The organism is Moorena sp. SIO3I8, assembly GCF_010692325.1.
Lineage (GTDB): Bacteria > Cyanobacteriota > Cyanobacteriia > Cyanobacteriales > Coleofasciculaceae > Moorena.
This window is the reverse complement of sequence record NZ_JAAHHW010000016.1, coordinates 24317-37437: the sequence shown is the minus strand read 5'-3', so window position 1 is coordinate 37437 and position 13121 is coordinate 24317. Positions and strand designations below refer to the sequence as shown.

At 46.3% G+C, this 13121-nt stretch carries 14 protein-coding genes and 1 pseudogene; 9 read left to right on the top strand and 6 right to left on the bottom strand.

Annotated elements, in window-relative coordinates; all coding sequences use genetic code 11:
• Positions 1-72 precede the first annotated feature (72 nt).
• Together F6K51_RS08605 and F6K51_RS08600 are read right to left on the bottom strand one after the other, a co-directional pair.
• Positions 73-288 carry a hypothetical protein gene (locus F6K51_RS08605; protein ID WP_293019573.1) on the bottom strand — a complete coding sequence of 72 codons (216 nt, stop codon included), beginning with the start codon at positions 286-288 and terminating at the stop codon, positions 73-75.
• Positions 285-1499: a class I SAM-dependent methyltransferase gene (locus F6K51_RS08600; protein ID WP_293019571.1), complete on the bottom strand. Its 1215-nt coding sequence runs from the start codon at positions 1497-1499 to the stop codon at positions 285-287. Before F6K51_RS08600 ends, F6K51_RS08605 begins: the two co-directional genes overlap by 4 nt.
• A 691-nt stretch (positions 1500-2190) precedes the next feature.
• Here F6K51_RS08600 and F6K51_RS08595 point away from each other — a divergent pair.
• The 7 genes and pseudogenes from F6K51_RS08595 to F6K51_RS08570 form a co-directional block, all read left to right on the top strand.
• Positions 2191-4851, top strand: a pseudogene (locus F6K51_RS08595) (phycobilisome rod-core linker polypeptide); the annotation flags it as partial.
• Between the two features lie 9 nt (positions 4852-4860).
• Positions 4861-5433, top strand: coding sequence for a phycobilisome rod-core linker polypeptide (locus F6K51_RS38350; protein ID WP_365939928.1), 573 nt, complete (start codon positions 4861-4863; stop codon positions 5431-5433).
• 747 nt (positions 5434-6180) lie between these two features.
• Positions 6181-6666: an allophycocyanin subunit alpha gene (locus F6K51_RS08590; protein WP_008180111.1), complete on the top strand. Its 486-nt coding sequence runs from the start codon at positions 6181-6183 to the stop codon at positions 6664-6666.
• A gap of 90 nt (positions 6667-6756) precedes the next feature.
• Positions 6757-7242, top strand: coding sequence for an allophycocyanin subunit beta (gene apcB / locus F6K51_RS08585; RefSeq protein WP_070394727.1), 486 nt, complete (start codon positions 6757-6759; stop codon positions 7240-7242).
• A gap of 286 nt (positions 7243-7528) precedes the next feature.
• On the top strand, positions 7529-7729 hold the full coding sequence (locus F6K51_RS08580) for a phycobilisome linker polypeptide (protein ID WP_008180106.1): 201 nt from the start codon (positions 7529-7531) through the stop codon (positions 7727-7729).
• A 155-nt stretch (positions 7730-7884) separates the two neighbouring features.
• Entirely contained in the window at positions 7885-8142 is a 258-nt protein-coding gene (locus tag F6K51_RS38345; RefSeq protein WP_365939927.1) for a pentapeptide repeat-containing protein, read from the top strand.
• Between the two features lie 22 nt (positions 8143-8164).
• Complete coding sequence (locus F6K51_RS08570; RefSeq protein WP_293019564.1) at positions 8165-9373, top strand: FtsW/RodA/SpoVE family cell cycle protein; 1209 nt, start codon at positions 8165-8167, stop codon at positions 9371-9373.
• On the opposite strand, the gene F6K51_RS08565 is transcribed toward F6K51_RS08570, so the two are convergent.
• From F6K51_RS08565 to F6K51_RS08555, 3 genes are all read right to left on the bottom strand, one after another.
• The gene (locus F6K51_RS08565) at positions 9363-9524 is read right to left on the bottom strand and encodes a hypothetical protein (protein ID WP_293019562.1); all 162 of its coding nucleotides are present in this window, start codon (positions 9522-9524) and stop codon (positions 9363-9365) included. The genes F6K51_RS08570 and F6K51_RS08565 overlap by 11 nt on opposite strands.
• Positions 9525-9732: 208 nt before the next feature.
• Complete coding sequence (locus tag F6K51_RS08560) at positions 9733-10170, bottom strand: VOC family protein (RefSeq protein WP_293019560.1); 438 nt, start codon at positions 10168-10170, stop codon at positions 9733-9735.
• Positions 10171-10282: 112 nt separating this feature from the next.
• Positions 10283-10789: a TIGR02652 family protein gene (locus F6K51_RS08555; protein ID WP_071106008.1), complete on the bottom strand. Its 507-nt coding sequence runs from the start codon at positions 10787-10789 to the stop codon at positions 10283-10285.
• 155 nt (positions 10790-10944) lie between these two features.
• On the opposite strand from F6K51_RS08555, the gene F6K51_RS08550 reads away from it, so the two are divergent.
• On the top strand, positions 10945-11496 hold the full coding sequence (locus F6K51_RS08550) for a gamma carbonic anhydrase family protein (RefSeq protein WP_293019556.1): 552 nt from the start codon (positions 10945-10947) through the stop codon (positions 11494-11496).
• A 435-nt stretch (positions 11497-11931) separates the two neighbouring features.
• Positions 11932-12048 carry a photosystem II protein Y gene (locus F6K51_RS08545; protein ID WP_293019555.1) on the top strand — a complete coding sequence of 39 codons (117 nt, stop codon included), beginning with the start codon at positions 11932-11934 and terminating at the stop codon, positions 12046-12048.
• A gap of 110 nt (positions 12049-12158) precedes the next feature.
• Here F6K51_RS08545 and F6K51_RS08540 read toward each other — a convergent pair whose 3' ends face one another.
• Complete coding sequence (locus F6K51_RS08540) at positions 12159-13064, bottom strand: LysR family transcriptional regulator (RefSeq protein WP_293019554.1); 906 nt, start codon at positions 13062-13064, stop codon at positions 12159-12161.
• Positions 13065-13121: the final 57 nt, after the last annotated feature.

The following is a 13121-nucleotide window of genomic DNA, read 5'->3' as shown; positions in this document are numbered from 1 at the left end:
AATCGGGAATCGGGAATCGGGAATTGGGAATCGGGAATCGGGAATCGGGAATCGGGATAGAGGTATCAGCTATCAGTTATCAGCTATCAGCTTTTGAATAAAACAGGTAAGCATTGGTTTAATCTGAGTGAAGTCACAGGCTTGAAGCCTGTGCCACAAAGCTGTTCGCTTAGGGTGGCCTTTGGCCAAGGCTGACCGCTGACCGCTGACCGCTGACCGCTGACCGCTGACCGCTGACCGCTGACCGCTGACTGCTGACTGCTGATAGCTGACTGCTTGAATTATCAATTATCAATGTTGAGCATAATCAACTGGCGTTGAAGTAGCGATCGCACTCCATCTAAATCGAAGTTAACATGCTTGATAATTTCTGCTACAGTTTGGGATTGGGATGAGTTGTCGGCTGAGTTACCATTCTGGTCACAGGCTTCGAGAAACTTAAATTCTTCGTCTGATAGCTTAACCAGCTGGTAATCATAGTCAAATAGGGACTTACTTGGCCAACCAGTCATACAAGGGTGCCGTTCTGGAATTGCTGCTAACATGTCGTTATCTTCTGACCAATCTACCCGCTCTAAGGGAGGACGGGTCAGGAAAAACTCATAATGAGTCAGTTCGGGATCTAATAATTCAATTAACCGATATAGCTCCCGTTCACTCAGACCTTCTGAGCGTGCCATTAACTCTGGATTCTTGCCAAATAAGCGCTCTTTCTGCCAGTAGCGGGGATTGGAAAACCCAAGAAACTCTAAGCCAGCAGCATCGATTAGTTCAAATAGGGTTTCAATGTTATAGTCAATCTCTTGGGGATGAACGTACATATCCGCGAAGCATTCATCCTGATGGTTTTCCAAAGCCCAGCGTTCCCGGTCTCGCTTGACAATTCGGTTCTTTTCTGGTAATGCTTCAAATAATTGACGACCTACCTTGACCCCATCCTGGTAGTCTCCCTGGTTTTGACCCTGCAAAAGTGCGATCGCTTGCTGCATCAACTGGATTTCCCAGCGTCCTAATTCAGCATAGACAAAGATATGAAATAAGCCTCCCGGTGCTAGTTTCTTAGCTATCGATTGAATCCCACGGATCGGGTCTGGCAAGTGATGTAACACTCCTACACAGTTAATTAGATCGAACTGACCCTCGATTTGGTCAACATCATACAAGCTCAAGTGATGAAACTCGACCCGATCAGCACCTGAGCGGCGACAGCGTTCCTGGGCTACCTTCAAGGCCCCAGCACTAATATCAATCCCCACTACTGAGGCTTGGGGATTGAGGTGAACCAGATACTCTGTGCCTACCCCTGTTCCACAACCAGCATCTAGAATCCGAATCTCCTCTCTTTGGGGTGTTTGCCCAGTACAAAAACTATAAGCAGCTCGCCAATTCCAGCGCCAGTTGTATCCAGGAGGTGGCTCATCGAGTAAGGGTTCTGGGGGAAAAGGGTAGGTATCGTAGAGGCGCTCAACGGCAGCAGCGGTTTCTTGAGAGGTTTTCATCACAAAACTTTACAAAAGTTAATTATTCGGAGAAATTTTTTACGAAAATAAAGTATAATTTCGAGGGTTTACTGGGATCAATGGCCATCAATCCTGAACTGGATCCCCTAAATTCTATACAATTCTTAATAAATAAACCGTAGAGATCAGAAAAGTTTTAATCTAAAAGCTAGTCGAGTTTAGCAGTCAGCACCCCGCTCTGAAAAGACGGGGCTTTGTGCGAAGCACACGCTTACACGAACGAGCCTCTTTATTTAGATAGCTGACCAGCCTAAGTCTTACGAGGACTACGTTATCGATAAGAGTTAAAGTTCCTACCTTGGGATGCGTGCCAGTCTCAAGCTCTAGAACCGGATGGTTAAACAGTTGTACGAGGGGTAAGACAGTGCCATCTGGAGAGTACCGATCGATAACATTGGCGAGGCAAACTTAACCCCAGAAATGGGAGTTTTGAGGGATTTTTTAATCCCTCACCCTGAAAAGGGTGGTTTGACGACGGTTAAAACCGCTCGTGTCGTTTTTCCTCCCCGGTCATTAGACGTGGGGCTTGTTCTACTCCCGTCTTTCTTCGTGAGATTGGATAGGACTAACATCAAATGCCTACCCACCAAATGGGTGTCTAAAACGTGTTTATTAACTGCGGCATAAGTCCGCAATGACAGCATAAAAATTTAGGAGCTTTAACAAACCAATGAGTGTCAAGGCAAGTGGTGGAAGCTCAGTTGCCCCTGTGCAACTCTATCAAACTGTCCCATCTGCAACCATTATCCAAGCAGAACAGCAAGACCGCTTCTTAGGAAATGGAGAGATCAACGAGCTACTGGATTACTTCCGTTCTGGAGAAAAGCGTTTAGCAATTGCTGATCTGATCACCAAAAACTCAGACCTAATCGTATCCAAGGCGGCTAACCGGATTTTTGTGGGTGGTTCCCCAATGGCTTTCCTGGAAAAGCCTAAGGAAGAACCTGCCCTAGTAGGGGCTGGGGCTGCAGGGGTTCCCGACACCAAAACCTTGGGAACTAGTACCTTTGTCGAGAGTGGAGGTGGATTATTTTCGGGCTTCCGCGCTCTGTTTAGTTCTCCGACTGGACCAACCCCAGCGAGTTTCCGTCCCATCGACATCAACCGCTATGGCCCGAGGAATATGCAAAAGTCCTTGCGGGACCTATCTTGGACGTTGCGCTATATCACTTACGCCATTGTTGCTGGTGATCCCAACATCCTAGTGGTTAATGTTCGAGGTTTGCGGGAAGTCATTGAAAATGCTTGTTCAGCTGATGCCACAATCGTGGCAATCCAGGGAATGCGGGCGGCTTCACTAGATTATTTCAAAGGTGATCAGTCGGCACAGGAGATTGTTGCCCAGTACTTTGACATTACCCTGAACGAATTTAAAGCTGCTACACCCTCCGATAAACTGCGGCAACGCCCTTCGATAGACCAACAAGGGCTGCAATTGCCCCAAAGTTACTTTAATGCAGCCGAGCGGCGTCCTAAGTTTGTGATGAAGCCCGGTCTGTCATCCTCAGAAAAAACTGAGGTAGTTAAAGCTGCCTACCGGCAAATATTTGAGCGTGACATTACCCGCGCCTACGGTTTGTCGATTTCTTATCTAGAATCTCTAGTGAAAAACGGGAACATTTCCATGAAGGAGTTTGTTCGCCGTTTGGGCAAATCTGAACTATACCGGAAGCAATTCTTTGAACCTTTTATCAATAGTCGGGCCTTAGAACTGGCTTTCCGCCATTTCCTAGGTAGGGGTCCATCTTCAAGGGAAGAAGTGCAAAGCTACTTCTCCATTGTTTCCGATGGTGGTCTACCCGCTCTAGTAGATGCCCTGGTGGATTCTGAGGAATACTCGGATTACTTTGCCGAAGAAACGGTTCCCTATCTGAGGGGTTATGGTCAAGAGGCTCAAGAATGCCGCAACTGGGGGATGCAGCAAGATTTATTGCGCTATAGTGCTCCCTTCCGTAAGGATGCCCAGTTTCTCAATACCTTTGCCAAATACGAGCAACCCCTACCTGACCAACATGTCTATGGTTCTGGTAATGACTCCTTGGAAATTCAGTTTGGGGCAATTTTCCCGAAAGAAACCCGGAATCCTACTACCACCCCCGCTCTCTTTGGCAAAGATACTAAACGCCTGCTGATCCACCAAGGCCCAGGGATCAATAACCAAAATAGTAATCCAGGGGCAAGGGGTATGTCCCCCGGTTCCCTTGGCTCTAAGGTGATCCGCCTTGACCAGATCCCTAGTACACAAGACAAGAGTATCAAATTTGCCGAAAGCTCTACTCAAAGGGTAATTCGTGCCTGTTACCTTCAAGTGTTTGGCTTTATGCCCTATGAAGGTGAACGGCTGACTTCAGCAGAAGCTCGGCTGGAAAACGGTGAAATTACCGTCCGCGAGTTTATCCTAATGCTGGCGAAGTCTGATGGTTTCCGCAAACGTTACTGGACACCATTGTATGTCGTCAAGGCAATAGAATATATCCACCGACGTTTGCTCGGTCGTCCTAGCTATGGGCGCTCCGAGATGAACAGTTACTATGATGTTGCCTATAAAAAAGGTTTCTACGGTGTAGTAGAGGCAATTGTCAACACAAAAGAGTACTCTGAGGCATTTGGGGAAGATACGGTTCCCTATGAGCGCTATGTGACGGCAGCTGGTTTAAAAATGCGCACCGGAGTGTCTGGTAGCGTGACATCAGCAATGGCAATCATGGGTGAGGAGAAAGTACCTCGCTTTGTTGAGCTGGGTATGGGCAAAGACATGCTCACCGAACCGGAAGTTGAATTCCGGATTAATCAGGGGGTCAGTGTACAGCGTGAACAAACCAAGATCTTTAAGCTGATTGACCTTAATGATAAGCCAGCCTTGAAAGTCCTAATTGGAGCAGCTTATCGGCAGATATTTGAGCGGGATCTTGAACCCTATGTGATCAGAGCAGCATTCACCTCCCTGGAAAGCCGACTGAGTAATGGCGAAATTAATCTCAAGGAGTTTATTGAAGCCTTAGGTTGTTCTGATCTCTACATCAAAGAGTTCTACACCCCCTACCCCAACACCAAGGTGATTGAGCTGGGTACCAAGCACTTCCTAGGACGTGCCCCCTTAACTCAAAAGGAAATCCAGACCTACAACGCAATTCTAGCCTCTGAAGGGATTCGGAGCTTTATTGGCGCAATGGTCAATGGCATGGAATATGCTCAGGCATTTGGAGAAGATACTGTCCCTTACCGCCGCTTCCCCACCTTACCAGCTGCTAATTTCCCGAACACCGAGAAGCTGTATAATCAGCAGACCAAGCAGAATAGTGATGTGGTGGTACCAAGCTTTGATCCAGTCGAGCCTCGCATGGATTCGTCTAAGCTACCTCTGACCGGAAAAGCGATCGCAGATATGGCTGCCCAAAAGTGGGAGATGGCTACCAACCCCTCCGAGCTGGCCAAGGTAGGTCGTTCCTCTAATCGGAACCAACCAACCTTGAATCCTAAATCTGCTAAGCCAACACGGATTTTCCGCATCACCCCAAACATTTCTCAGGTCGAAAGCGCAGTGGTGATTGATTCCATTTATGACCAGGTCCTGGATTTATTCGGTGAACCAGTACCACCAAAATACCGGCAACAGCATCTAGACAGTCAACTGCGCAATGGGGAAATTTCCGTGCGGCAGTTTGTTAAAGCCTTGGCGAGTAGTAACACCTATAGTCAGCGGTTTTACCAGGCTTATCCCCCTGCGAAAGTAGTTGAGTTATTGTTCCGGCACTTACTCGGACGTACCCCTAACACTCACGGTGAGGTTCAAACCTACCAGCAGCTGTTGGCGGGACAGGGTCTAGAAGCTGCAGTAACCGCTATGGTTGATAGTTCAGAATACTCCCGCTTCTTTGGTGAAGACTTAGTCCCCTATCAGCGGGTTAGTTAGCAAAAAGTCTGAATTATGAAGGTTGGAAGTTGAACGCGATCGCGTGGCCTATTGGCCAAGGTTGGGAGGTTGAAGGTTGAAGGTTGAAGGTTGAAGGTTGAAGGTTTAAAATTAAAGGTTGAAGGTTGAAGGTTGAAGGTTGAAGGTTTAAAATTAAAGGTTTGGAGGTTTGGAGGTTTAAAGGCTGTCCGTAGGTTGGACTAGCCTTAAAGGTTCAACTTTCAACCCCCAAACCTGATCAAGCCGGAATAGCAACCCCAAACTAAAATTACTTTGCCATCACTGAGGTACAGTCAATTTTCGCAACCCCTACTCCCTACTCCCTACTCCCTACTCCCTACTCCCTTAACTAAGGCCACTAACCTGTAACTCACCCTTCATACTTAATACTTAATACTTCATACTTGATTAGGGAAAATGTTACGATGTGTTGCGAAGCTGGGAAAAATGTCAACAATCTGTAGCAAAATATTCCCGGAAGCTAGGTTTATGATTAACCTGCTTTGATTTAGGCTTTGATTTAGGCCTTTAATTTAGGCAGGGTTAGCCAAACCAAGTTTTGCTGGGACGTGCGTCGGCGCTCTGTGCTGACGGCGTATCGAGAACGGCGATTTACCCGGCACATTGCGAGTAACTGCAATGGGACAGAAGCTCTAATTACACCGCAAGGTTAGTTAGAGAGCGTTCATTTTTGGAAATGCCGGTTTACACAAACCTGGTGATATTTTTTTCTGGAGGAATCCATCTATGAGTATTGTCACGAAATCCATCGTGAATGCAGATGCTGAGGCTCGCTATCTGAGCCCTAGTGAATTAGACGGTATCAAAAGCTTTGTTACTTCTGGTGAGCAGCGCTTACGTATCGCTCAAACCTTAACAGGCTCCCGTGAGACAATTGTTAAGCAAGCTGGAGACCAACTATTCCAAAAGCGTCCAGATGTTGTCTCTCCTGGTGGTAACGCCTACGGTCCGGAAATGACCGCTACTTGCCTGCGGGACATGGATTACTACCTACGCTTGATTACCTACGGTATTGTGGCTGGTGATACCACACCAATTGAAGAAATTGGTCTAGTAGGTGCTAAGGAAATGTACAAGTCTTTAGGTACCTCCATTGATGCTGTTGCCGAAAGCGTCCGTTGCATGAAGGGTATCGCTACTGGCATGATGTCTGGAGACGATGCTGCTGAAGCTGGCTCTTACTTCGACTATGTGATTGGTGGATTGTTGTAGGGCAATAAATACCCCTTGGCCTAGTGTTCTGAGGCAAGTCTGTCTGTAGAACCGATAATCACAACTTGACTTAAATAAGGAAATAGAATCATGCAAGACGCAATTACTGCTGTTATCAACTCTGCGGACGTCCAAGGTAAATATCTAGACGACTCCGCTATGGAAAAGCTCAAGGGCTATTTCCAAACTGGTGAGCTGCGGGTACGTGCAGCAACTGCCATTAGTGCTAATGCTGCTACCATCGTTAAGGAAGCAGTTGCTAAAACCCTGTTGTATTCCGACAGCACTCGTCCTGGTGGCAATATGTACACCACTCGCCGCTACGCAGCTTGTATCCGTGACATGGATTACTTCTTGCGTTATGCTACCTATGCGATGTTGGCCGGTGACCCATCTATCCTTGATGAGCGCGTACTCAATGGCTTGAAGGAAACCTACAACTCCCTTGGTGTTCCCATTGGCAATACCACCAATTCCATCCAAGGCATGAAGGAAGTTACCGCTAGCTTAGTTGGTCCTGATGCTGGTAAGGAAATGGGTGTATACTTTGACTACATCTGCTCTGGCTTAAGCTAAGTTAGCTAGTGTTGATGGAATTCGCCAGCCTGTAGTTGTCTGTGTAATTAAGGTCTGGGAAGTTGATTGTGAGTGCTAGCTTGTTAAAGGCGAATCTGGCTCACGTAAGTCAAGCAGAGGAGTTTTGACAGTCTAGTATTGACAATTAACTCCCAGACTTTGGAATACTTGAGATATTTGATTAACCAATTTATTCCCTCGCTTTAGGCGATAGGCAGTTTTTTAGCCATCTTGGAATCAAACCAGAATTAAAATTTTCTTGAATTTTACTAGGAGAAATAAGCTCATGCGGACGTTTGAAATAACTGCTTGTGTGCCAAGCCAAAGCAGAATTAGGACACAACGGGAGTTACAGAATACTTTTTTTACCAAGCTCGTTTCCTACGACAACTGGTTCCGTGAGCAGCAGCGCATCCAGAAAATGGGTGGCAAAATTATTAAAGTTAAGCTGGCAACTGGTAAGCAAGGTACAAACACCGGTTTGTAAGGATTTTTCGATAATAGCTGTTTATCAAAAAAAAAATTTCAGGGGGTCTACTAGGACCCCTTTGTGATTTTTGGTTCAAAATGGGGGGATGGAAACAGAAGCAAGAGAGGGCCAACAACTACATAACCAAATAACCTTGGCCAAAAGGCCACGCGATCGCTGAAAGCGGGACTTCGTCCATCGCGTTCAACCACATAACCTTCAACCACATAACTTTCAACCACATAACCTTCAACCACATAACCTTCAACCACATAACCTTCAACCACATAACCTTCAACCACATAACCTTCAACCACATAACCTTCAACCACATAACCTTCAACCACATAACCTTCAACCACATAACCTTGGCCTTGGCCTATTGGCCACGCGGGGCGCGTTTGGCCACGGGATCGCGTTCAACCACATAACCTTTAACCAACCTGATGAAACGTGGCTCTACGTAACCTGATTCTATTATTTAATCCCTCCACTACAGACTGGGCAGTAACTGCTCGGTTACTGAAGTGGTTAACGTTTCTATGGCTGTTGATCGGAATAGTAATTCTGTTCTCAGCTTCTTATGCGATCGCAGATGTCGAGTTAGGGGATGGAACATACTACGTCAAGCGACAGCTGATGTGGGTAGTCTTGGGTTTAGTGGGATTTAACCTATTGGTGCGATCACCGTTGCGTTATTTGCTAAAAATCAGCCATTGGTTGGTCTTGGTGCTCTTGGTGCTGCTCTTATTGACGTTAATTCCTGGTGTGGGAACAACGGTTAATGGGGCAACTCGCTGGTTATCTTTCGGTTCGGTTCCCCTGCAACCTTCAGAGTTAATGAAGCCGTTTCTAGTGTTACAAGCAGCTCGGGTATTTGGGCAGTGGGACCGGCTTAGGTGGCGGACCCGTTTCACGTGGCTGGGGATTTTTATGGTGGTGTTGGTGGGAATTTTGTTACAGCCTAATCTGAGTACAACAGCACTTTGTGGGATGACCTTGTGGCTAGTTGCTCTAGCAGCAGGGTTACCGTTTTCTTACTTGGGAGGTACAGCATTTGGTGGTGTCCTGCTGGCAGTACTCAGTATCAGCATCAAGGATTACCAACGGCGTCGGGTGATGTCATTCCTAAATCCTTGGGCTGATCCGATGCGAGATGGATACCAATTGGTTCAAAGTCTTCTGGCTATTGGTTCGGGTGGGACTTGGGGCTCTGGCTTTGGGTTATCCCAACAAAAGTTATTCTATTTACCCATTCAACACACTGATTTTATCTTTTCTGTCTTTGCTGAGGAATTTGGCTTTGCTGGTAGTATAGCGCTAATGTTATTGTTGATGACATACATGACCCTAGCGGTGATTGTAGCTATTAAGGCCAGAAACCGAGTCTATCAGTTAATCGCGATTGGGGCAATGCTGTTTATTGTCGGACAGTCTCTGTTAAATATTGGTGTTGCTTCTGGGGCTCTTCCCACTACTGGTTTACCCTTCCCATTCTTTAGTTATGGGGGAAGTTCGATGATTTCCAGTTTGTGTTCCGCTGGGTTGTTGATTCGGGTGGCACGAGAGAGTAGTGAGGCGAAAGTTGTGTCTATACAAAGTCGCCGCCAGTATATAGCAGAACGACGGCAAAGAAGGCACAAGGTAAAAGCTAAAAGGTAAAAGTGAGCAATATAGCGGTTTTCAATTTGGTGAGATACAGAGTTTCTGGTTTTAGGGAACAGGGAACAGGGAACAGGGAACAGGGAACAGGGAACAGGGAACAGGGAACAGGGAACAGGGAACAGGGAACAGGGAACAGGGAACAGGGCAAAAATTCTGTCTACCTCATTAGGGGAAAAACCGCTATACAGACCAGTAATTTTTTTTTCAGGGCATTCCGACTCCCTCGGTGCGCTTGACCCGTAATTAAATTCGCTCAAGGTGCGCGCCTCCAAGGGCGCGAGGGATTGCTCGCGCCCTTGGGTCGCACCTTCGGGTCGCACCGCTCCCGACTCCCTAAAACCGGTGTCTAGCTATGTCTAGGTTTTTAGGAGATACAAAAACTCCAACGGTAAACCATCAGTATCAGCGATAAACGCTACCTCATAAACACGATTACCGATCATCTGTTGGGTAGGTTCCAATAGAACCTTCAACGGTTGAAACTGCTCTGGGTTCTGCTCAGAAGCCTCTTTAAAACTTTCTTTCAAGGACTCTAACCAACTGGGCAAATCAGTAGCGCTATCAGTTAGGTCAAAAGACACGTGGTAATACCCCACATAATGCTCATCCCCAAAGGCATCCGGTGCTGGTAATGGTTCAGGAATTTGGATTAGTTCCAAGCGTCCACCCAGTCCCTTCATCCAACACGCTAGAGTCATGCCAGTAGTGAAGCGTTCAGATACCGTGAATCCCAACTTCTCATAAAATGCGATCGCGCGATGAATATTGGCTGTGCGAATCGAAGCATGATGCATGGGTTTTGTCCTTTGGCCTTTTTCCTTTACCCTTTTTCCTTTCTAACCAACAACAGGTGTAGTGAAATCACCAATCACCAATCACCAATCACTAATCACCAATCACCAATAACTAAAACAATCGGAAATAAGGGTAGCGCACAGGTACTCCAGGTTCTTTTTCCAAATCAAAATTGATCACTGCCCAACAAGGTTCTTCCTCAGGTTCTGGGCTAAATTCTACCGGCAAGCCATACAACCTGGGTTTGCCTGACTCTGAGTTCCCTCGCCAGGGGGTACTGCGCTCTAGGTAGGCACTCACTAAATCCCGATAACGACTGGCAATAATCACCCGTGTTGCCCGATATCCTTCAGTGTATAGCTTGTCTAGGGCTTCGTGAATCTCAAAGCGAATTCCATCAGGATGAGTGTGCTGTCGGTACCATTTATCTTGCCATAGACGCCAGTGACGCCCAGATTGTAAATGAATCAGTTCCCCAGTTTTTGGGTTGGCTTCAAACGCACCATGACGTGGACACAAGTAAGTGTCAGTCAACGTCAATGCCGGAATTATCTGACGGCAGTGAGGACATTTAATTTCTGAACCGAATATCGGGTACTGCAAGCTAGAATCAATCATTAAATGCTAGGGAGTGCCTTAGAGGTATATGCTATTACCTAATGGCTCCATCATTATAACTGGGTATTTAGTGGTGTTGGTCTCAGTGACCCCACTGTAAAACCTATGTAAAACCTAAGGTATTAATTACCATTATCTCCCTATTGTGATTAATTGTGGATTATCCCTTACCTCAAACCCCAATACTGACATCTTTTTGGCCTCCCCCAGATCTTTCTCTTGCTGCCTTTGTCGCCCCTAATGCTGTAGTTATGGGTCAGGTGTCCGTAGCTGCAGGAGTTAGCATTTGGTATGGTGCTGTAGTCAGAGGTGATGTGGAGCGCATCGAGATTGGCGATCGCACTAATATTCAAGATGGCGCAATTTTACACGGAGATCCCGGCAAGCCAACAGTTTTAGAAGACCATGTCACTGTTGGTCATCGCGCTGTCATTCATTCAGCATATATTGAACAGGGTAGCTTGATTGGTATTGGAGCAGTGGTACTCGATGGGGTTCGTGTCGGTCATGGTAGTATCGTGGGCGCTGGAGCTGTGGTTAGTAAAGACGTTCCTCCCCTGTCCCTGGTAGTCGGTGTCCCTGCCAAAAAATTACGGGATGTTTCGGAGGCTCAAGCCGCTGAACTGATTGAACATGCACGGCACTATGAAAAGTTGGCTCTAGTTCATGCAGGTAAAGGCACAGATTTAGGGTTTAGTCTAACATAATACTTCGCTGCCGTTGCCCGGAACCCGGAACAGGGAACTTCCGATCAGGGAACAGTGGACAATAATTGAGAAAAACACCATCAGAACAGCGCTGCATCGCGTTTTACCGATTCCTTCCCAATTAGTAAACTGTGGGTAACTTTGATTGACTTTGATTAAGTTTTTCCCAAGAAGCGTGCAACGTCTTGAACAAATGGGTGATCAGCTTACTGAAAAATTAACTAAAAAAAATTGACCCATTAGGTGCGACTATATATATAAACAACTAAGTACCGTCCGGTACAAGGCATATCAAGCTGAGGGAGGTTACCCATCTAGCTTGGTAAGAGTTATTTGATTACTGAGTCACGGCAACTTGTTCAACCAATAACCCCACTTCTTCTAGGGGTGGGAGGGTAAAAATACTTCAAGCATTATAGGGAGGATACTAGAACCATGGATTTACGTCTATTAATAGTCTTATTGCCTTTACTCCTAGCACTAGGCTGGGTAGCTTACAATATTGGTGCGATCGCTATCAAGCAAGCTCAAAATTATTTGAATAAATCTTAATAAATCGCGCGTCAACGAATTGAGCAATAGTAGCTTTGCACAAAAGCACAATAGCCAGCTGTTCCGTCAAAAGGAGGATACAGCTGGTTTGCTTGAGCTATTGACCAATCTTATTTTTGGCAAATCAGTGGCTCTGAAGTCAATAGATAATCTAGAAAAGTACCAGCAACAATCGATAGTTGTTTGCTACGCGGATAGACAGCATACCAGTAACGCTCGATCGGAAAGTGTTCTACATCCAAAACCACCAGCTCAGAGTTAACCCCTTCCATAACTAAGGTATGACGAGATAATACAGAAATTCCTAAACCCCCTGCGATCGCTTGCTTAATTGCCTCATTACTCCCCAAATCCAGCCGCACCTTTGGGGAAATCTGGTGGTGATCGAACAGTTTTTGTACAGCTTTGCGTGTTCCCGAACCAGGCTCCCTCATAATAAAGGTTTCTTGAGCTAGACGTTTAAGGGGGATATTTTTTTCCTGAGCTAGAGGATGATCGACCCGTGCGATCACAACCAGGGGGTTTTCTTGCACTGGTTTATAGCAGGTCTCCTGGTTTTCCGGAAGCTGACTCATAATGTATAAGTCATCTAGATTCTCACTGAGACGACCAAGGATGTATTCGTGGTTGGTGACTTGGAGAGAAATATCAATGCCTGGATAACGCTGGCAAAACGGACCTAGTAAACGAGGAATAAAATATTTCGCAGTTGTAATCACTGCTAAGCGCAGACGCCCCTGTTTTAAACCTTTGAGATCTGCCACTTTCATCTCAAACTGGTCTAAATTCTCAAAGATATCGCGGCAGGTTTTAACTAGTGCCTCACCAACCTGGGTCAGGTAGATTCGCTTACCTACCTGGTCAAACAGAGGCATACCAACAACTTTGGTTAGCTGCTTCACCTGCATAGAGACAGTGGGTTGGGTGAGAAACAGTTCTTCTGCAGCTCGTGTAAAGCTGTGGTGCCGAGCGACTGCTTCAAAGACCCTTAACTGATGCAATGTGGCTTGCTTCAATGATATTACTCCTATGAGGATATAGATCTTAGTCTTTGACAGTCTTGAAAGTCAGGA